This is a genomic window from Methylobacterium sp. WL18 (genome assembly GCF_008040015.1).
Classification (GTDB): Bacteria; Pseudomonadota; Alphaproteobacteria; order Rhizobiales; family Beijerinckiaceae; genus Methylobacterium; species Methylobacterium mesophilicum.
Map to the genome: position 1 here is coordinate 1 of NZ_VRVD01000046.1, position 17,601 is coordinate 17,601.

Sequence of the window (17,601 nt, forward strand, 5' to 3'; positions counted from 1 at the left end):
GCCGGCGCGGCCGAGGCCCGCGACGGCTGCGGCCTCGGGTTCCACCGCGGGCTCTACGGCTTCTGCCGGCCCAACCTCGGACCGAGGGTGTTCTACCGGCCCTACGCCTTCCGGCCCGCATTCTACGGACCGCGACGGTTCGGTTGGGGCGGTCCTCGCTGGCATCGCTGGGGCGGCTACCGGCATGTCGGCTGGGGCCATCGCGGGTGGGGCCACCACGGTTGGCATCACCGTTGGTGACCCTGTCGAGGCTAGGGGCCGTGCCATCCGGCGCGGTCCCGGGACGACCCGGTGACGCGAGAGGTGCTATCATGACGAAGGCTATCGCCTACCTGACCCTGTGCACACTCCTGGCGGTTACGTCCGCATCCGCCCAAACGCCTGCGGGAACGGATACGCCGAAGGGTGCAGGCGCCGCGGGCGTGGACCTCGCCACGTTCCTCGCCCGGCACCGCACCCGGATCATGCGGGCCGATGCCAATCACGACGGGCGCGTCAGCAGAGCGGAATGGGCGGCCTGGTGGGACGCCCGTCCCGGCAAGGGGCCCTACGACCCTGCCGGGCGGTTCCGGGCCATCGACGCGGACGGCGACGGTTTCGTTACCGCGGAGGAGATCGACGCCACGTCCACCAAGCGGTTCGCACGGCTCGACGCCGACCACGACGGTCGCGTCGTCCGCGCGGAGCGACCCTGCAGCGCCAAGTGAACCGAACGCCCGGGATCGGGGTTCGGATAACCATTTCCCCCAGGGCACGGCCGGTATGCCGCGTCCACCAGAACGAAAGAGTCAGGATGAAGCTCACAGGTCTCATCGTCGGCGGGTTCGCGACGCTGTTGATGGCAGGCGGGGCCCAGGCCCTTCCCATGCCGGCCGGCGGCATCGGCAAAGACGCCCCAATCGTCCAGGTCCGCGCCGGTTGCGGCTTCGGCGCCCATCGCGGTCCGTTCGGGGGGTGCCGCCTGAACCGCGGACCGCGCGGCGCCATGCGGCGGGCCATCACGGGCGCACCGCGCGGTTGTCCGCCCGGCCTCTATCGCGGTCCGGGCGGTCGCTGCCGTCGCTGACGACGACGGTCCGGTCGTTTCCGGCCGGACACCTCGACGCCCGCGGATCACGCTCGGTAACCCGACCGGGCGAGATCCCGGGCACGACGCTTTCCGGTCGGGAAGGGCTCGACACGGCCGATCCGCAGTGGACCGTTGGGTCGGCTTACATCCCTGCCTCGTCGCCGGTGGACAGGTCGCGATCCGATGCGACCTTTATTCGCCACTCCGTCCGTCGACGACTGATTACGTCATCCGGTCCCGATCCGAGGCGTCGTGCTTCGTGGGCCCGACACGGAAAGGGACGGTACGGGATGGGCGACGCGACCGAGACCGTCCACGTGGTCCATGGCCCAAGCAGGGCGGAGACCGTTCGCGGTGCCTTGCGCTCGCTGGGATGCGACGAGCGCATCATCGGGTTGCCCGGCGAGCTGAACTTTGGCCCCATCGATCCACCGGACCCGGACGCTCGTCGGGCGTGGATCAGGACGATCCTACGGTGCGATCCCGCCGATGACGTGCGCGAGCCCGAGGCACCATGGGCGGACGCGACGTCCGCCCACGTCCACCCGGTCTATTGGGTCTGCATGAGCGACGCCGGGGAACAGGCGAGCTTTCTGGAGTTCGCCTGCCGCATGGCAGGGCGACCGTTCGACATCGTCGACGCCACGGGGCTCGATCTTGTCACACCGGCCGGCGTCCGCTCGCCGCGGTCATTAGGGGCGTTGCGCGAGCGGGACATCGTCGCATCCGGCCTCAAGGAGAGACGGCGGGCGTTCTCCCAAGGCGAGAGCGACGCGGCATCGGCGGCATGGTCGCTTTTGAGACGCGAGAACGCCCCGCTTCGCGTCGTACGGGACGGCTGCTTGGTGTCGGCACCCCTCACGTACTTCGACGCCGTCCTGATGGGACTGGCGATGGGGGAGTGGGAGGTGGTCGCCAGACTGATCGGTCGAGCGATCCACCATCTGACTTTTGACGTGGACCCACCGGACCAGGGTGTCGGCGATGTCGTCCTATTCGGCCGCGTGCTCGCGCTCGGAGATGCCGGCGATCTCGAAGTCAGGGGGGCCGGACCGGGGATGCGCGCCTACGAGGTTCGCCGTCCTAGGACATTCGGGCATGCCTAAACTCGGGACGGGAAGCGGTCGAACGTCCGACTATTCAGCCTCTCATCGTTTCGGCGGACCAGCGGATTTCGAAACATCTCGGACGTTCGCCCGAACACCACATGTGATATCCTCTTGCATGGATGCTTTCTCAGACCCGCAGGCCATCGCCCGCTACGTGGAGAACCCACCGCGCATGGTGCCTGGCTATGCCGACATGCAACGCATGGCGAGGCTTTTGCTTGCGGAAAAAGCCCCAGAACATGCGCAGGTGCTCGTTCTCGGCGCAGGCGGTGGCCTCGAACTCAAGGTGTTCGCCGAGGGCCATCCCGGCTGGTCGTTCGTTGGCGTCGATCCGTCTGCCGCGATGCTCGACCTCGCCCGGAGGACCCTGGGCAACCTTTCGGACCGCGCTCGCCTTCATGAGGGGTTGATCGAAGGCGCGCCGCAAGGGCCCTTCGACGCTGCCGCCTGCATCCTGACCCTCCATTTCATCGAGCGACAGGAGCGGTTGCGTACTCTCTTGGAGGTCCGGCGACGTCTGAAGCCCGGAGCCCCCTTCGTCGTGGCTCACTTCAGCTTCCGGCAGAACGAACGCGACCTCTGGCTCTCACGGTATGCCGCCTTCGCGAAGGCCTCCGGCATCGAAGGCTCGCAGGCCGAAAGTGCCAGGATCGGGATCGGAGCGCGCTTGCCTATCCTTTCGCCCGAAGAGGACGAGGGACTGTTGCGGGAGGCAGGGTTCACAGTTGTGAGCCTTTTCTATGCCGGATTTGCATTTCGTGGCTGGGTCGCCTCCGCCTAATTTAAAGTCTGCTTTCCACCCGACTTCGCCACGTCCATGTCGATTCCGCCGTTCCCGAACGCGAGGATCGGGTTGAATCCCTCCCGGTCGAGATCTCGAAGGACTGCCGGGGGTTTGGGATCTCGACGATGTCATCGCCGTCCCGCCAGGGACCGGGAGCGACGTCGGTGGAACGCCATCGGTGCAGGGACGTCGCTCTCCTTCACACCGGCATGGGGACAGTTGTCGTGAGGGCATGAGCGGGGCCGTGCAACGGCCGGGGCCGGCGGATGGAAACGGGGAAGCGCGGGAACCTGGACCCGCGCAGGTTCCACCTCCTCGACCTGACGCTGGTCGACGTGAACGGCGGCCTGCGGCCCTTCATCAAGGCACTGCCGTGACGCTCGTCCATAGGCGCATTCGACTGGATGTGCCGAATTTCTGTCACCGCGGCATCACGGCCGGATGGGTACGTTGAGGGATTTGCCCGCGGGACCTCGCCTACCGGTCAAAGCGTCCGCCGCGCGACCATGCCGAGTGTCGAGCCCTGCACGATGATGGTGAATAGCACCACGGCATAGGTCGCCGCCAGGATGGCCGGCTTGGCATCGCTCTCCGGGATGGAGAGCGCAAGTGCCACCGAGATGCCGCCGCGCACACCCGCCCAGGTCAGGAACGGGACGTTGCCGAGGCAGAGGTTGCCGCCCCAGCGGAAGAGCAGCACCGGGGCCGTCACGGCGACGAGGCGAGCGAGCAGCACGACAGGGACGGCGCAGGCGGCCAGCGTCAGGCCCGAGACCTGGAACCGGAGCACGAGGACCTCCAGCCCGATCAGCAGGAACAGCACCGAGTTGAGGACCTCGTCGATCAAGGTCCAAAGGGCGGAGACGTACTTCTGGGTGTTGTCGCTCATCGCATGTCGCGGGGCGCGTTCGCCGATCAGCAATCCGGCCGCGACCACGGCGAGCGGCCCGCTGGCGCCGAGCTTCTGGGCGAGCGCGTAGGTGCCGGAGACGAGCGCGAGGGTGATCAGCACCTCGACCGGGAAGTCGTCGATGGCCCGCATCGCGCGGTAGGCGACGTAGCCGGTCACGACGCCGAGGACCAGGCCGCCCCCGGCCTCGTGCAGGAGGAGCGTCGCGACGCCGCCCGCGCCGGTCGCCTCTCCGCTCGATCCGGAAGCGAAGGCCACGAGGACCGTGAACAGCACGATGCCGATGCCGTCGTTGAACAGGGCCTCCCCCTGCATCTCGATCTCAAGGACCTCGGGGACCTGCACGTTCTTGAGGGTGGCCAGCACGGCGACCGGATCGGTCGGGCTGATGAGTGCCCCGAATACCAGCGCCCAGGTGAAGGGCATGGGATTGCCCAACGCCTGGGCGGCGGTCCAGAAGGCGCCCCCGACCAGTACGGTGGAGATCAGCGTGCCGAGGAGGGCGAGGGTTGCCACCGCCAGGGCGCGGTCTCGAAGAGCCCGGAGGTCGAGGCCCATGGCGCCGGCGAACAGCAGGAAGGCCAGCATGCCGTTCATCACCACATCGGTGAAGTCGACTTGGTCGAGGACTTGAGTCAGGTCCGCGTAGAGGTGCTGGGCCGGGAAGGCGAGGTCGAGGCCGACGAGGGCGAGCGACGCGAGCAGCCCCATTACGAGCAGGCCAATGGTGTGCGGCATCCGAAGGAAGCGGCGGTTGACCCAGCCGAACAGGGCCGAGAGGGTCAGCAGCAGGGCGGCGAGGTCGAAGATCGAGATAGCGGGAGCCTCCGGACGTGGCGAGGCTCGACCTTGAGGGCTCGCGGACTGAACCTAGCCTTGGTCGCCAACCGCGACGCCGATGATGGCATCCTCGGACGCGACCGCACCTTGATCCGACGGGCGGGCTATCGATGCCATGCCGTCGGTGCCGAGGACAGTGGCCGCGGTCAGTCCCGTCGATTGCATCCCCTGGTGAGGAGCGCCGATCCAGAAAGCTGAGCCGACCAGCAGGGCCGTAGAGATGGCCATCGCTGCTAGGAACGTCGTGAGGAACCTCATAACCATTCCAATGAATGGCCAAGTTCGAATGTTCCTCGGCGATGGTGCATTCTGGAGAGACGGCCCGCCCCCGATAAGGAGGCGGGCCGTCCGTAACGGTGGGTTACTTCGGCATCAGGACGCTGTCGATGACGTGCACGACGCCGTTCGACTGGTTGACGTCGGCCTGCTCCACGAAGGCGCCGCCGCCCTTCTGATCGATCAGCGCCAGCCGGTCGCCGTCCATCTTCACGGTCAACACTTGGCCCTCGACCGTCTTCAGGTTCGCGGCTTCGCCGCCCATCTTCGCCTTGGCCTTCAACTCCTTGGCGTCGAGCTTGCCCGGCACGACGTGGTAGGTGAGCACGGCCGTCAGGGTCTTCTTCATGTCGGGCTTCAGTAGCGAGTCGACCGTGCCGGCCGGCAGCTTCTTGAAGGCGTCGTTCGTCGGCGCGAACACCGTGAACGGGCCCTTGCCGCTCAGGGTGTCGGCGAGCCCGGCGGCCTTCACGGCGGCGACGAGGGTCGTGAGGTTGCTGGCCTTGGAGGCGTTCTCCACGATGGTTTTGTCGGCCATCATCGGCGCGCCACCGACCATCGGGGAGGTCTCGGCGAGGGCCGGAGCCGCGATGGCCACGCCTGCGGCGAGGAAGGCGGCGGTCAGGGTGGTACGCATCATCGAAAATCCCTTTTACGTCGTCACGGCCCGATCATCGAGGCTCGCGATGACGATACGGGACGTTGCTGTGTCTAGTTTCGCCGTAATAATCACAAGAAAGTTATCTATGATGCGGACATAGCCCGGGATTAATTTTCGTTCATGCAGCGCATCGCGGCGGTGTACTACGGATCGGTGGGTAAGACTCGCATCGCCAAGCCCATTTATCAATCCATGTTGGGTCGGCGACTTACAAAATGTTCATGTGGTGGGCGACGATTTTTCTGAACGTTTCCTGAACGAAGACGTTGTGGCCCCGAACCGTGCAGTCTGGAAGGGTACATGCCAGGCCCTGTGGTCGGGCATCCCAATCTGCACCTTCAAAGCCTTCACCCGGAGAACGTCTTGTCTTATCGCAACATCACCGCCGCCATTGCGCTCGCTTGCCTGTCGGTTCCGGCGCTCGCCCAGACGACGCCCGCTACTCCGACTACAGGCATGAGCTCGTCCTCTGACATGGGGATGCAGATGGCCGACACCGCGACGGTGAAGCTCAAGTACGTGACCGTAAAGCCGGCCGACGTAATGTCGTCCAAGCTCGTCGGCGCGACCGTCTACAATAACAAGAAGGAGACGGTCGGCGAGGTCGAGGATCTCGTGATCGAGAACGGCAAGACCCTGACCGGCGTGGTCGTCAGCGTGGGCGGCTTCCTCGGCATGGGAGAGAGCTACGTGGTGCTCGACCCGTCGACTCTCGCCATCCATGACAAGGACGGCAAGTGGGCGGTTTACGCCGATACCGACAAGGACACCCTGAAGAACGCGCCGACGTTCGCTTACTCGAAGATGAAGAAGTGATCGCGACCAACGAAGGAGAGACGACCATGAAGCACACCATTCTCGCCTCGGCGCTCCTGGCCGGTCTCGGTCTCGGCGCTTCGACTCTGCCCTCGGCAGCGCTGCCGGTGAACGCAACCGGCGTTGCAACCTCGCCGAACGCCGACCTGGTCCAGGTGCGTATGCACCGGCGCCACCGCATGCGGCAGGGTTCGGCCAGCCGCGGCAACGCAAGCATGCCCTCGCGCGGCGCTCGCGGGCAGCAATATGGCGGAACGACTGGCGGCCCGCGTCGCTGACCCGGCCCGACCGCGATCCGTGGGGGCTGTCCCCCGCGGATAATCGATGAAGCGCCGCCGGCTGGCACGCCCGCCACCGGCGGCTTTGTTATGAATCGGGACACCGTATGATCTTTTCGGAAGCGCTCGGGCGCCTCGAAGGACTGGGCCGCTCGGCCGCCGCCCTCGTGCCGGGGCTCGTCATCGCCCTCGTCCTGTTCGGCCTGGGCCTCCTGGTCGCCCGCGGCGTTCGCGCCGCCGTTCGCAGGGCGGCGGAGCTGCGGCAGGCCTCGCCCGGTTCCGCCGCCGTGCTCGGGCGGATCGCCGGCGGCATGACGATCCTGGTCTCGTTCCTAGTTGCGGCCTCGGTGGCTTTTCCCTCCGTCTCGGCCGCGGACCTGTTCAACCTGCTCGGCATCGGCGGCGTCGCCATCGGCTTCGCCTTCCGCGACGTGCTCCAGAACCTGCTGGCCGGCATCCTCATCCTGCTGACACGCCCCTTCGTCATCGGCGACCAGATCCGGGCGGGCTCGCACGAAGGCACGGTGGAGGACGTCTGGGTACGGGCGACGGTGCTGCGCACCTACGATAACCAGCGCATCCTGATCCCGAACGCGACACTGTTCGTCGACAAGATCACGATCATCACCGCCCACGACAAGCGTCGGCTCGCCTTCCCGCTCACCATCGGAAACGGTGACGACATGAAGGAGGCCCGCCGCGTTATCGTCGAGGCCTTGCAGGGGACCGAGGGCGTTCTCGTCGACCCGCCGCCTGAGGCGCTGGTCACGGGCCTGGGCGCCGCCGGCGCCGACATGACGGCGCGCTTCTGGATCGACCCGCCCCGGCGGCGCGACGCGGTGGACGCGCTCGACCACGCCATCTCGAACGTTAAGGACGCGCTCACCGCCGCCTGCATCGACCTGCCGTACCCGACGAGCCAGATCCTCCTGCACGACCAGACCGAGGAGGCGGACGGCGACCGCACCCGCCAGCGCGAGGGCTGGCCGGCCGGCAGAAGCCCGCCGCGTGCGCGCTGGGAGGTTCTCCGGAAAGATCGAGTGCGCCGCGATGATGGCGAGACGGTTCGTCGCGAGGAAGACCGGGCATGAAGGCGCGTCTCCAGGCCTGGATCGAGTTCCTGGGCGACCTGTTCTGGCTCAAGCCTGCCCTGATCGTTCTCGGATGCCTGCTGCTGGCCCAGATCGGGGTCTGGCTGGAGACGGCACACATCGCAGGCTACGACGCCTCCTCGCCCAACCAGAACTGGGGTTATTCCGGCGGCGCAGAGGGTGCGCGCGCGCTCCTGAGCGCCGTGGCGTCCTCGACCATCGGGGTGGCCGGCACGACCTTCTCCATCACCATCGCGGCCCTTACGCTCGCCTCCGGTCAGATGGGCCCGCGTCTGCTGCGCAACTTCACGCGGGACGCCCGCAATCAGGTCGTCCTGGGGATCTTCCTCGGCACCTTCGCCTACGCGCTGATGGTCCTGCGGACGGTGCGTACTGTGCAGGAGAGTCCGTTCGTCCCACATCTCGCGATCACCGGTGCTATCGCGCTCGCTCTGCTGTCGCTCGCTACCCTGGTCTGGTTCGTTCACCACATCGCCATCAGCATCAACGTCGAGACCGTGGTAGACGCGGTCCATCGCGACCTGTGTGAGGCCGTCCAGGCGCGCACCCAAGACAGGGCGGGAATGACGCCTCCCGCCCGACTGCCGGAGGGGGGCGGGGTGGCCGTGAGCGGGAGCGGATACCTTCAGGCGCTCGACAAGGACGGGTTGGCGGATTGGGCGCACGCGCATGGCGTCGTCGTTGCATTGAGGATCCGGCCCGGCGACTACGTGCCGAGCGGTTTCCCGGTCGCCTATGTCTCCGCCGGCGTCGCGGAGGCCGGCGAGGCCCTTCGCGGGGCGTTGACCTTCGGTCGCCGCCCGGCCGCCCTCCAGGACCTCGAATACTCGATCCGGCAACTGGTCGAGATCGCGGTCCGCGCGCTCTCGCCCGGCATCAACGACCCGTTCACGGCCGGCAGCGTCGTCGACCACCTCGGCGATGCCCTGTGCCGCGTGGCGTCGCGTCACCTGCCCACCGGGGCGGTCGTGCGCGACGGCAAGGTCGTGCTCGTTGTGCCGGTGTCCGACTACGACGGCCTGTGTGACGCCATGTTCCACATGATCCGCCAGAACGCCGCCGGCTCAATGTACGTCCTGGCCCGTATGCTCGACGTGCTCACCCGCGTCGCCGAGGTCGAGCGGCTGACGGACCGGACCGACGAGCTCGCCCGCCACGCCGACCTCGTCCTCGCTGCGGCCAGGCGCGACGTCGCCGACCCCCACGACCTTGCCGACCTGGAGGCAAGGCATGCTCGATTCGTGGCAATGGGCGAGGGCGGCCGTCCCGCGCGGCGTCGCATGGCGGTCTCCAACGACGTTCCCAAGCGCCGCACCCGCGTTTCCGATCCATCCAAAACAAAAGAATGACCCGCTTCGCCCGCCTGATCCTCATCGTTGCATCCCCCGCGCTGGCTTCCGCCGCTCCCGCCTCCGAGCAATCCAGGGACGACGGCGAACGGACCGGTGGGATGGGCGTCGCGTACCTGCGTGAACGCGTCGTTACGCAGATGTCCTCAGCCAGCAGTTCTTCCAGGCGGCCAGGCGGCGAATGCTCCGAATGCATTTCTGCTTCGCCGGCTGCCCTTCTCGGACCCGTTCATACTCGCTCCGCATTGCAAAAGGCAGCCCGATTTCCAAAGGGCAGCCTAATACTCTAGGTTTTTTGACGCGGAACTTTGATAATATAAAGCGCACAACCTAAAGCGCGTAATTGGGTCGGCTATCACAAGGTGGTATCTAAAATTTAACGAACAGCAACAGCAGGATGATGTTGGTGACCTTGATCGCGGGGGTCACGGCGGTACCCGCTGTGTGCTTGTTGAGCAGGTTGTGGTTGATCGCCGAGCGTGCACACCTCGATTCGAAGTAGACCTTCAAACAGGTAGAAGGACCGCGCAGCCTCCCTCAAGAGCAACGACTTCAGCCACGGGAAAGGTCTGCCTTTCCGGTTTTAACGTCGGAAACGGACCGACACCTTACGGCCAGCAACGGTCAACACGCAGCGCTCGTCTGAGTTTCTGAGACGGGTGAATACTGCTGGTCCGCTTCGGGGCAGACGGCTGGGGGGCCAAATGTTCGGAATAGGCTCTATGGGATTTGCGTGTCACGGTGATCACTCATCAAAGTCGCCGCATCGGTGATGTCGTCCATGACGAGCTGGTTCAGCGCACAGATGAACGAAGACAGTCGGTAGCCGTCGTGGCGCGAGAGCGCGTTGTCGAAAGCGCGGACGTTCCAGAACGGGTCGTTGGCGCGCGTGATCGGCGCCATGCCGGTCAACTGAAGGCCGTGCAGGAAGCGCGCGGCGGGGCCGTGCTCGCCAGGCCGGCCGGGTGCGAGGTCGGCGCTGTCCCAGAAGTTGCCGCGTCGGTCGGCGCGCGCCAGCCGAGCCCGGGTCAGCCAATGGTCGGAGCGCGGGCAGTCGAGGGCGGCGTCGGCGAGCGTCGCGTAGGGGTGGTGCCGTTCGAGGCCGGAAGCATCGAGCCCGAGTAGCTCGTGGGTCGTACCGAACGGCGCGGCCGAGGGTTGGGCGTCGGCGAGCACGCCGGCTGCCGGCCGCGGCGGGTCGAGGTTGCCGATGGTGTGCGAATCCTCCCGGGCGGTGTTCTGGAACGGGAAGGTCGCGGCCAGCAGCGACAGGGCGCGCAGCGGCAGGGTCAGCGATCCGGCCACGAGGTCGACGGGTGCGGGCGGGGTGCAGCTCTCGCCTCGGGGCTGGCGGCCTTCGAACCGCGCCGCCACGCGGTCGAGGAAGCTCGCGGCCGGGCGGAAATCGAATTTGAAGGTCGGGAATAGGTCGTGCGTCGCCCAATCGTAGTCGACCCCGGCATCGAACATGCTGTCGGTCGCGGAGAGCCGGCTCCGGATCTTCCGGCGGGCGACCGCGAAGCTATCGTCGGCATCGAGGCCGATCCACGCGCAATCCCCGGGTCGCAGGCCGCCCGCCGGGAACGCCAGGGCCGCGGTCACCGACATCATGACCGGTCGCTGGTCGGCCGGAAAGTAGCCGTCGTCGCGCGCGACCTCGGCAGCCGGCGTATGGGCGTCGGCATGCTCGGCCAACCTCATCCAGACCTCGCGCTGAATCGCGGTCCACTTGCTCGCCTCGGAGGCCGGGTTGATTAGGACCACCAGATTGCCGAGCACTGGCGGCATTGTTTCTCCGAATTGATGGCGGCGCACGGCCTTGACCAGGTCGTCCTTGAGCCCGCTCGCCAGCATGTTGCCGCCGAGGCTGTGTCCGGCGACGATCAGCTTGTTATGCGCCCCCGGCGCAGCGAGTGTCGTCTCGATCGTGCGGAGCGCCGAGATCGCCGCGGGCGCGATGGCCTCGCTCACCGGCTTCCGGTCGAACAAGGTCGCGCCGGCCGAGAGATTTCCGAAGAAGCCGCCGATCGCGTCGCCGAACCACCGCCGCAGGCCGCGCTCGTCGACTCGCGCCCCGCGCCAGCCGATATAGATCGCCGTGACGTCCATGTCGCAGACGCTCGGGTCGCTGGGGCAGCGCTGCGCGAGAAATCGGGCGGCGTGGGCCGCGTAGAGGCGCAGGTCCGCCACGTTGCCGTCGCCAATCCGCGCGTCGTGCCGCCAGCCATGGACGAACGCGATCACGTAGTGCGACCCGGTCGAAAGATGCTTTTTCAGGGCGTCGAGCTGGGTGATGACGGGCTTGACCATCGTGGCCGGCATGCCCTTGGCCCGCATCTCGTTATCCATGGCGTGGCGCAGCATCGCGCTGTCGATGGCCGTGTCGTTCGCCCCCTCGCGGGAGACCAGCGCATAAGGTTCGCCATCCTCCTGGAACTCGATGAAGCCGAGGTGGTAGGCGAGGTCCCGTCCGCCGGCCTCGCGGGCCGGGACGATGTGGCGCTGCACGGCACAGCGCAGCCGCGTCGCCCAACGCGCATCCGTCGCGATCACCGCGCCTTCGTCGTTGCTGGCATCGACCCAACCGTCGCCGTCGGACGGCATCGCCGCCCGCAGGGTCTCGCGCCCTGTATCGGCCAGGATCGTCCACCCGGTCGCGAGCCCGTCACGGCATTCGGTCAGCCCCGGGTCGAGGTTGCGATAGGCGTGCGCCTTATCGGTGGAGAGTACGACGTAGTTCAGGAACAGGATGCCGAGGGCCGCCAGGACCAGCGTGGCGGCGATCCGAGCGGTGGTCCGGGACGCGTGCAACACCCCGCGAAGAAGCCCGAAGGTCACCCGACGCACGCCGCTGCGCCGCCCGTCAGGCGCGGTGCCAGGACCGGAACTCATCGCGCTTGCGTCTTGGTCAGGGGCACCCAAGCGCGCCGTTTCGGTCGGATCGCAAACGACGCCATCGGGATTCCTCTACGTCCAGCCGGACTTTCGTTCGCCGCAGGCCTTCCGTTACGGTGCGGACGGCGACGCGCAGGATGACCCAGCCCCGGTAACCCTTCGGTCCGGACCCGCGAAGTTTCCTCGATGGAACCGGAGGCGATCCTTCATGATGCGCGCAATTCTGCCGGCTGTCGCTCTCCTCGCCGGTACGGGCCTGGCCACGGCGTCCCTGTCGGGGCTTGTCGGCGCTTGGGGTCACGACTTCGTCGTCACGCCGTTCGAGCCGATGCAGCTCATGGTCGCGATCGCGACTGACAAGGCTACTGGCAAGCAATTCAACGTCATCAAGATGCCGGACGGCCACGTGATGGCGGTCGTGCCGTTCGACCAGATGGCGAAGATGCCGGAGATCGCCCCTAACAGCTTGATGCCGATGAAGATGGGACGATGAGGAATCGAATGCCTGCCCAATGTCCAGTTAGACGCGCATAGCAGGCTAGCTGATTTGTCTTAGTTAAATCAGGCGCTGATGCTACCGTCTTCAGGTTTGGGTCATGCCGTACACGTCTGCCAAATCGAGGAAATAATGACCGTGCACGTTGCGGCGCAGGATATCCACGATGACGATAAGTAAGAGGTTGTTCACGTTCGTACCGATCAGAACCTGATCGTACCGGTCGGCTGCGTCGCGATAGACGTCGGTGACGTCGAGAAGCTCCGTGACACGTCCCAGCGGCAGCTCGATCGATTCGACGTACGACCAGACATCGACGCCTGCGTCAGCGGTTGCCGTCACGTTCCGCATCGGAGCGGTGAAGCAGGCTGAGAACTCAGTTCGGGACAAAAGGCAGGGCGTCGTCATCATAGTCCGCTCTTAAGGTTTGTCGTCGCTCTTACCACGAGCCGCACGGGGACCGCGTTTTTACCTCGTCTCGGTCGGCATGAGATCGTCTGCTTTCCCAGCACCCGACCTCAGGAGCGGACCAGCCGCTTTCGGCCAGACTACGCCGTCGTACCGGGCTTCGAAGCATAACGACGCCGCCTATACCTATGGTGTTCTTCATCGGCGTGCTGGACGGTGGCAGCGTCGCCTTGTAGGCATCCCCGGCGGATGCAGGATTATTGCACGAGACGAGGTTGATCCCTTGAACTCCGGTAGCCAGGAGGAACCACCGACGGTCTACCTCGACGTGGACGGCGTTGTGACGACCGTCGGCTATCAACGGCGTGTCGGCAAGGATAGGCTCAACCCGGCCCAGGTCGCACTCGTCGCCAGTCTCGTAAGAGAGTTCGACGCTAGGGTGGTCGTGTCATCAACTTGGCGCGTCGAGGATTGCCGTCCGGCCCTGATCAAAGCCGGGCTTCCCGAGACCTGCTTTCACTCCGACTGGCGGACCGCCATTCTGCCAACAAGCCGAGATGCCAAGACCGGCGCCATGCTCCCCGCCGAACAGGCTGGGCGCGGCAACGAGATCAACGAGCACGCAACCCGTAACCGCATCACAGATTACCTCGTCCTCGACGACGTCGAGGTTGGTCCCGTTCATGCGGCTCGGCACGTCCGACCTGTGGCGGAGTTCGGCTTGAGCGAAGCCGATGGGGTTCTAGCTCGGAGCCTGCTGGCCGAGATGGAAGACCTCCGCAGGACCCGTGGATTGGAGAAAATTCACACCCCACGCACGTAAATTTATGCTCCTGTATGGATTGCAGTTTCCGGAGGCCCGGGTCATTCCATGACAGTGGAGTGACATCCGCGTCACGCTGCCCCCGACATCGACAGGGTCACTTCGACCTTCGCCGGACCTACCCGTCCGGTCCATCCTCGACACCGCACTTGTGCGGCTGCTGAGCGCGTGTCGCATCGGATATTCGACTGGCGGGGGGAGTGGCTGCGATGTTTGGTTTTAGGCCCCAGAAGAAGACGTTCAGCCCCTCGCTCGTTGCCCTCGGCATCAAGGAACGGTCGGCCACGGGGGCTTATGCCACGCTCCTCGCCATGGGCTGGTCCGAAATTGGTTTCGGATACCACGGCACTGTCCACGCCCATCCGGACCACCCTGACGTCGTCGTACGCTTTGCCCGCAAGGCCGACGGTTTCGGCGATTATGTGACCCTGCTCCGCGAAGGTTTCGCAGGATCGGATGGACCGCATGCGCCGCGGATCCATGACATGCATGTCAGCCGCTGCGGCGCGCTGATGACCGTGGGAACACGACTGACCAATCCTGCACGCGACGTCTGGTGGTTGGCTTACGCCCACGCCGTCATCGCAGATCATCCGGGCATCACTATGGATGAGGGCGTGCGCGACCGGTTCAGAGCCGAATGGCCAGCGCACGAACCTCGCGTCGATCATTCGAGCTTCGACGGCATCCGCGAGGCGTTCCGGGCCTCGTGGCCCGAATATGAGGCGTTTGTCGCCAACCTGCGGGCCGTGTCTCCGCAGGGGCTAGACCCAAATATCGGCAATGTTCTTGTCGGAAGCAATGGCAGCCCTGTTGTAAACGATCCGCTGTGCGACGACGGATACGGCTTATGGCGCTCGCCGCTCTCCCGTGTGCTGAGCCGCTCCGCAGATATGCTGCGCCGGCTGGCGGGCACCGCACCCAGCAAAGCACCCGTCCTCGCCTGATCGCGGCAGAACGTCTTGGGGCCAGTGGGCCCATGAGACCGCCAACGGACAGTCGGGCTTTCGAACGCTTACCGGACTTTCGGTCAGGCGTGCATTTCCGCTTCAAGCCGCGGATTGCCGAAAATCGGACGGGCCGCTTTGCGCCCATCTCAGTCATTCAGGCAGATCAGGCCGCTCCTCCAGAGCCGACATTCAGCGCGACGGCTGTTTCGCTCAGCGATTCGCGTAAGGGCACGCTACGGATCGAGGCGCACCGCGATAGTCCGCAGCCGTGTGCGACCCAGTGTGCGACCGAGCGTGCGACTTGGGAAAGTCCGCTCCCAGGCTGACGAGAGGAGCGGCCTATAGTTGGATTGGGTAGTTTTGGGCCCGTCCGGCACTCATATGACTTCGGATGATCCGAGGAACGCACGTACCGTGTCGCGGAGAAAAGCCGCATCGGCCGGATTGGTCGACGGATTGCCCGCGCGGTGGCCCCAGATGCTGGGGATCGGCCGCAGGATGGCATCCCGGAGGTGGGGCAGCTCGGCCGCGTTGTCGGCGACGCGGAAGTAGAGGTCGGTCTCCCCGGGCATCAGCAGCAGCCGGGCCGTGATCGCGCCGAGCGCCCGCGCCAGATCGCCGTCGAAGCCTGGGTTGCGGCTGATGTCGCCCGCGTCCCAAGTGCGGAGCTGTGCGTAGAGGTCGGCCGCCGGGCGCCGGGCGAAGCGTTCCTCCCAGTCGGTGCGCAGGAAGGTGTCGAGGTCCGGCGCGCCGAGCGCGGTCCGGTGCAGGTCCGCCCGGTAGAAGTCCTGGCTGAGCGCCCAGCCGGCGTAGATGCGCCCGAAGGCCCGCAGCGAAGCGACGGGCTCGGCCGAGAAGCGGCCGGCGCCACGATACTCGGGCGCGGCCTCCAGCACCGCCATGAGGCCCTTCAGGAACACGCTGTTGTGGGTGGCGGTGCGGGCGCTGCCGCAGGTGATCACCGCCCGGGCGACCTGCTCGGGGAACAGGGCCGCCCAATGGTAGGCTTGCTGAGCGCCCATCGACCAGCCGTAGACGGCGTGCAGCCGCGCGATCCCCCAGATCTCGGTGATGAGGCGGCGCTGGGCGTGGACGTTGTCCCAGGCGGTGACGAGGCCGGGCCAGTCCGGCGTGTTCGATGGGCTCGATGACAGCCCGTTGCCGAACATGTCCGGGATGACGATGAACCACCGCTCCGGATCGAGCACGCCATCCGGGCCGATCAGCCATTCGAGGTCGGGATGCTGGGCCGCGTAGCTCGTCGGATAGAGCACGACGTTGTCGCGCCCAGGCGAGAGAGTCCCGTGCGTCTTCCAGCGCAGATGCGCGCCCGGCAGCACGGCGCCCGACTGAAGCGGCAGGTCCCCGAGTTCGAAGGTTCCGGTAGCCGTCGGCCATCCGGTCACGGGCGCAACGTCCGGACGAAGCCGACATGCCACTTGGCGTAGCCGCGCTGCAGCACGACGAGGCGCTCGCGCATCGCCGCGTGGGCGTCCGGAAGGCGGTGGAACGGGATCGACGGATAGAGGTGGTGCTCGGTGTGGAACGGCATGTTCCACATGAGCAGACGCATCAGGCCGTTGGTCAAGGTCGTGCGGGTGTTGGTCAGGCCGTTGTCGTCCATGGTGCAGAGCGTGTGCTCGGTGAGCAGGTAGAGCCGCAGGAACGGCTGCCCGAGGAGTTGCGGCCCGATCCAGAACACCAGGGGCGCCCACCAGCCGATCAGCACCATACCGAGAACCGAGACGCCGAGCAGGACGGCGCACATCAGTCTGAGCGACCGGATGATGCGCGGCGCGGCGCGCTCCGTGATGAAGGGGTAGGCCGAGAGGTCGCCGCGCAGGCCGGCCCAGGCCACCTGGAGACGGGTGCGCCAGTAGGGCAGCGCCATCACGCGCCAGACATAGGCGTCGAGGGTGGAGGGAGGCAGCAACGCGAGTTCGGGATCGTGCTCGGGATCCTGCGTGTGGCGGTGATGGGCGAGGTGGAAGGCCGTGTAGAAGTGCCAGTTCAGGAGCGACGGGCAAGCGACCAGCCAGCCGACGACGGCGTTGGCCCGGCGCGAGCGGAACGCGGTCAGGTGGATGGTCTCGTGGATCGGCGCGAACAGCGCCGATTGCACGATGCCGAGCAGCATCATGGCGGGCAGCAGCGTCCACGGTCCGGAGCGCCAGACCAGCCAGCCGGAGCCGGCCAACATCAGGACATGCGCGCCGAGGCGCACCGCACCGCGCAGGTCCGAGCGCTGCGACAGCGCCTTCACCTCCGCGCCCGTCAGAATTCGTCCGCTCGCCGAAGCCATGGATCTCCCCGAGAGTTGCAGGCGCCTCGAAAAACACACGGTCGCTGCATCATCCGTGCCGGTGCCGCCGGCCATCGTCGCCGAACCGGCAACGCGCTCAGGCGGTCAGCGCCTCGGGCGCCGACGCGTCGAGACCGCCGAACAGGCGGCGGCCCGGCATCGCGGCCACGAGGCCGCGTGTGTAGGGGTGCTCGGGCGCGGCGAAGATCACGGCGGCCGGTCCCGTCTCGACGATCCGGCCCTGCTGCATCACCGCGACCCGGTCGGCGATCCGGGCGGCGATGCGCAGGTCGTGGGTGATGAACAGCATTGCGAGATTGTACTCGGCGCGGAGCTCCGCCAGCAGGTCGAGCACGCGGGCCTGTACGGAGACGTCGAGCGCCGAAACCGCCTCGTCCGCTACGAGGACGCGCGGCTTGAGCGCCAGCGCCCGGGCGATGCAGATGCGCTGGCGCTGGCCGCCGGAGAACTCGTGCGGGAAGCGCTCGGCCGCGCCGGCTTTCAGGCCGACCCGGTCGAGCAG

General features: G+C 66.6%; 20 protein-coding genes. 11 read left to right on the forward strand and 9 right to left on the reverse strand.

Features of this window, described 5'->3' with window-relative positions:
- From FV228_RS06765 to FV228_RS06785, 4 genes are all read left to right on the forward strand, one after another.
- Positions 1–240: hypothetical protein (locus tag FV228_RS06765; protein ID WP_147853894.1), on the forward strand; the 240-nt coding region annotated here is incomplete at its 5' end.
- A gap of 71 nt (positions 241–311) precedes the next feature.
- Positions 312–707 (forward strand): hypothetical protein, encoded by a 396-nt coding sequence (locus tag FV228_RS06770; RefSeq protein ID WP_147853895.1) that lies wholly within the window; start codon positions 312–314, stop codon positions 705–707.
- Positions 708–1,359: 652 nt separating this feature from the next.
- Positions 1,360–2,175, forward strand: coding sequence for a DUF3658 domain-containing protein (locus FV228_RS06780; RefSeq protein ID WP_147853897.1), 816 nt, complete (start codon positions 1,360–1,362; stop codon positions 2,173–2,175).
- A gap of 118 nt (positions 2,176–2,293) precedes the next feature.
- A complete protein-coding gene (locus FV228_RS06785; protein WP_147853898.1) occupies positions 2,294–2,959 on the forward strand; it encodes a class I SAM-dependent methyltransferase in 666 nt (221 codons plus the stop codon).
- A gap of 487 nt (positions 2,960–3,446) precedes the next feature.
- Here the strand turns inward: FV228_RS06785 and FV228_RS06790 are convergent, their stop codons facing one another.
- The 3 genes from FV228_RS06790 to FV228_RS06800 all read right to left on the reverse strand — a co-directional run bounded on the left by FV228_RS06790 (position 3,447) and on the right by FV228_RS06800 (position 5,628).
- Complete coding sequence (locus tag FV228_RS06790) at positions 3,447–4,688, reverse strand: sodium:proton antiporter (RefSeq protein WP_147853899.1); 1,242 nt, start codon at positions 4,686–4,688, stop codon at positions 3,447–3,449.
- A 54-nt stretch (positions 4,689–4,742) separates the two neighbouring features.
- Positions 4,743–4,970 carry a hypothetical protein gene (locus FV228_RS06795; RefSeq protein ID WP_147853900.1) on the reverse strand — a complete coding sequence of 76 codons (228 nt, stop codon included), beginning with the start codon at positions 4,968–4,970 and terminating at the stop codon, positions 4,743–4,745.
- A gap of 103 nt (positions 4,971–5,073) precedes the next feature.
- Positions 5,074–5,628: a fasciclin domain-containing protein gene (locus tag FV228_RS06800; RefSeq protein WP_246693855.1), complete on the reverse strand. Its 555-nt coding sequence runs from the start codon at positions 5,626–5,628 to the stop codon at positions 5,074–5,076.
- 321 nt (positions 5,629–5,949) lie between these two features.
- On the opposite strand from FV228_RS06800, the gene FV228_RS06805 reads away from it, so the two are divergent.
- From FV228_RS06805 to FV228_RS06820, 4 genes are all read left to right on the forward strand, one after another.
- On the forward strand, positions 5,950–6,465 hold the full coding sequence (locus FV228_RS06805; RefSeq protein ID WP_187277657.1) for a PRC-barrel domain-containing protein: 516 nt from the start codon (positions 5,950–5,952) through the stop codon (positions 6,463–6,465).
- The gene (locus tag FV228_RS06810) at positions 6,462–6,743 is read left to right on the forward strand and encodes a hypothetical protein (protein WP_147853901.1); all 282 of its coding nucleotides are present in this window, start codon (positions 6,462–6,464) and stop codon (positions 6,741–6,743) included. Before FV228_RS06805 ends, FV228_RS06810 begins: the two co-directional genes overlap by 4 nt.
- A gap of 107 nt (positions 6,744–6,850) precedes the next feature.
- Positions 6,851–7,834, forward strand: a complete 984-nt coding sequence (locus FV228_RS06815) for a mechanosensitive ion channel family protein (RefSeq protein ID WP_147853902.1) — start codon at positions 6,851–6,853, stop codon at positions 7,832–7,834.
- Positions 7,831–9,204 (forward strand): DUF2254 domain-containing protein, encoded by a 1,374-nt coding sequence (locus FV228_RS06820; RefSeq protein ID WP_147853903.1) that lies wholly within the window; start codon positions 7,831–7,833, stop codon positions 9,202–9,204. Before FV228_RS06815 ends, FV228_RS06820 begins: the two co-directional genes overlap by 4 nt.
- Positions 9,205–9,573: 369 nt before the next feature.
- On the opposite strand, the gene FV228_RS32955 is transcribed toward FV228_RS06820, so the two are convergent.
- Positions 9,574–9,714 carry a hypothetical protein gene (locus FV228_RS32955; protein ID WP_187277658.1) on the reverse strand — a complete coding sequence of 47 codons (141 nt, stop codon included), beginning with the start codon at positions 9,712–9,714 and terminating at the stop codon, positions 9,574–9,576.
- A 210-nt stretch (positions 9,715–9,924) separates the two neighbouring features.
- Complete coding sequence (locus FV228_RS06825) at positions 9,925–12,096, reverse strand: hypothetical protein (protein ID WP_246693856.1); 2,172 nt, start codon at positions 12,094–12,096, stop codon at positions 9,925–9,927.
- A 214-nt stretch (positions 12,097–12,310) separates the two neighbouring features.
- Between FV228_RS06825 and FV228_RS06830 the strand changes: the two genes are divergently transcribed.
- Complete coding sequence (locus tag FV228_RS06830) at positions 12,311–12,592, forward strand: hypothetical protein (RefSeq protein WP_246693857.1); 282 nt, start codon at positions 12,311–12,313, stop codon at positions 12,590–12,592.
- Positions 12,593–12,682: 90 nt separating this feature from the next.
- On the opposite strand, the gene FV228_RS06835 is transcribed toward FV228_RS06830, so the two are convergent.
- Positions 12,683–13,006, reverse strand: coding sequence for a hypothetical protein (locus FV228_RS06835; protein ID WP_187277659.1), 324 nt, complete (start codon positions 13,004–13,006; stop codon positions 12,683–12,685).
- 280 nt (positions 13,007–13,286) lie between these two features.
- On the opposite strand from FV228_RS06835, the gene FV228_RS06840 reads away from it, so the two are divergent.
- Positions 13,287–13,826, forward strand: a complete 540-nt coding sequence (locus FV228_RS06840) for an HAD domain-containing protein (protein WP_147853905.1) — start codon at positions 13,287–13,289, stop codon at positions 13,824–13,826.
- A 200-nt stretch (positions 13,827–14,026) separates the two neighbouring features.
- Positions 14,027–14,773, forward strand: a complete 747-nt coding sequence (locus tag FV228_RS06845) for a hypothetical protein (RefSeq protein WP_147853906.1) — start codon at positions 14,027–14,029, stop codon at positions 14,771–14,773.
- A 380-nt stretch (positions 14,774–15,153) separates the two neighbouring features.
- Here the strand turns inward: FV228_RS06845 and FV228_RS06850 are convergent, their stop codons facing one another.
- The 3 genes from FV228_RS06850 to FV228_RS06860 form a co-directional block, all read right to left on the reverse strand.
- The gene (locus tag FV228_RS06850; protein ID WP_147853907.1) at positions 15,154–16,182 is read right to left on the reverse strand and encodes an alpha/beta fold hydrolase; all 1,029 of its coding nucleotides are present in this window, start codon (positions 16,180–16,182) and stop codon (positions 15,154–15,156) included.
- Positions 16,179–17,078: a fatty acid desaturase gene (locus FV228_RS06855; RefSeq protein WP_187277660.1), complete on the reverse strand. Its 900-nt coding sequence runs from the start codon at positions 17,076–17,078 to the stop codon at positions 16,179–16,181. Before FV228_RS06855 ends, FV228_RS06850 begins: the two co-directional genes overlap by 4 nt.
- Positions 17,079–17,175: 97 nt before the next feature.
- Positions 17,176–17,601: ABC transporter ATP-binding protein (locus tag FV228_RS06860; protein WP_147853909.1), on the reverse strand; the 426-nt coding region annotated here is incomplete at its 5' end.

Excerpts from the sequence above, each read along its gene's own strand:
- FV228_RS06770 (WP_147853895.1), top strand. The coding sequence starts at position 312 with ATGACGAAGGCTATCGCCTACCTGACCCTGTGCACACTCCTGGCGGTT.
- FV228_RS06780 (WP_147853897.1), top strand. The coding sequence starts at position 1,360 with ATGGGCGACGCGACCGAGACCGTCCACGTGGTCCATGGCCCAAGCAGG.
- FV228_RS06785 (WP_147853898.1), top strand. The coding sequence starts at position 2,294 with ATGGATGCTTTCTCAGACCCGCAGGCCATCGCCCGCTACGTGGAGAAC.
- FV228_RS06795 (WP_147853900.1), bottom strand. The coding sequence starts at position 4,970 with ATGAGGTTCCTCACGACGTTCCTAGCAGCGATGGCCATCTCTACGGCC.
- FV228_RS06800 (WP_246693855.1), bottom strand. The coding sequence starts at position 5,628 with ATGATGCGTACCACCCTGACCGCCGCCTTCCTCGCCGCAGGCGTGGCC.
- FV228_RS06805 (WP_187277657.1), top strand. The coding sequence starts at position 5,950 with ATGCCAGGCCCTGTGGTCGGGCATCCCAATCTGCACCTTCAAAGCCTT.
- FV228_RS06815 (WP_147853902.1), top strand. The coding sequence starts at position 6,851 with ATGATCTTTTCGGAAGCGCTCGGGCGCCTCGAAGGACTGGGCCGCTCG.
- FV228_RS06820 (WP_147853903.1), top strand. The coding sequence starts at position 7,831 with ATGAAGGCGCGTCTCCAGGCCTGGATCGAGTTCCTGGGCGACCTGTTC.
- FV228_RS06825 (WP_246693856.1), bottom strand. The coding sequence starts at position 12,096 with ATGAGTTCCGGTCCTGGCACCGCGCCTGACGGGCGGCGCAGCGGCGTG.
- FV228_RS06830 (WP_246693857.1), top strand. The coding sequence starts at position 12,311 with ATGCGCGCAATTCTGCCGGCTGTCGCTCTCCTCGCCGGTACGGGCCTG.
- FV228_RS06835 (WP_187277659.1), bottom strand. The coding sequence starts at position 13,006 with ATGATGACGACGCCCTGCCTTTTGTCCCGAACTGAGTTCTCAGCCTGC.
- FV228_RS06855 (WP_187277660.1), bottom strand. The coding sequence starts at position 17,078 with ATGGCTTCGGCGAGCGGACGAATTCTGACGGGCGCGGAGGTGAAGGCG.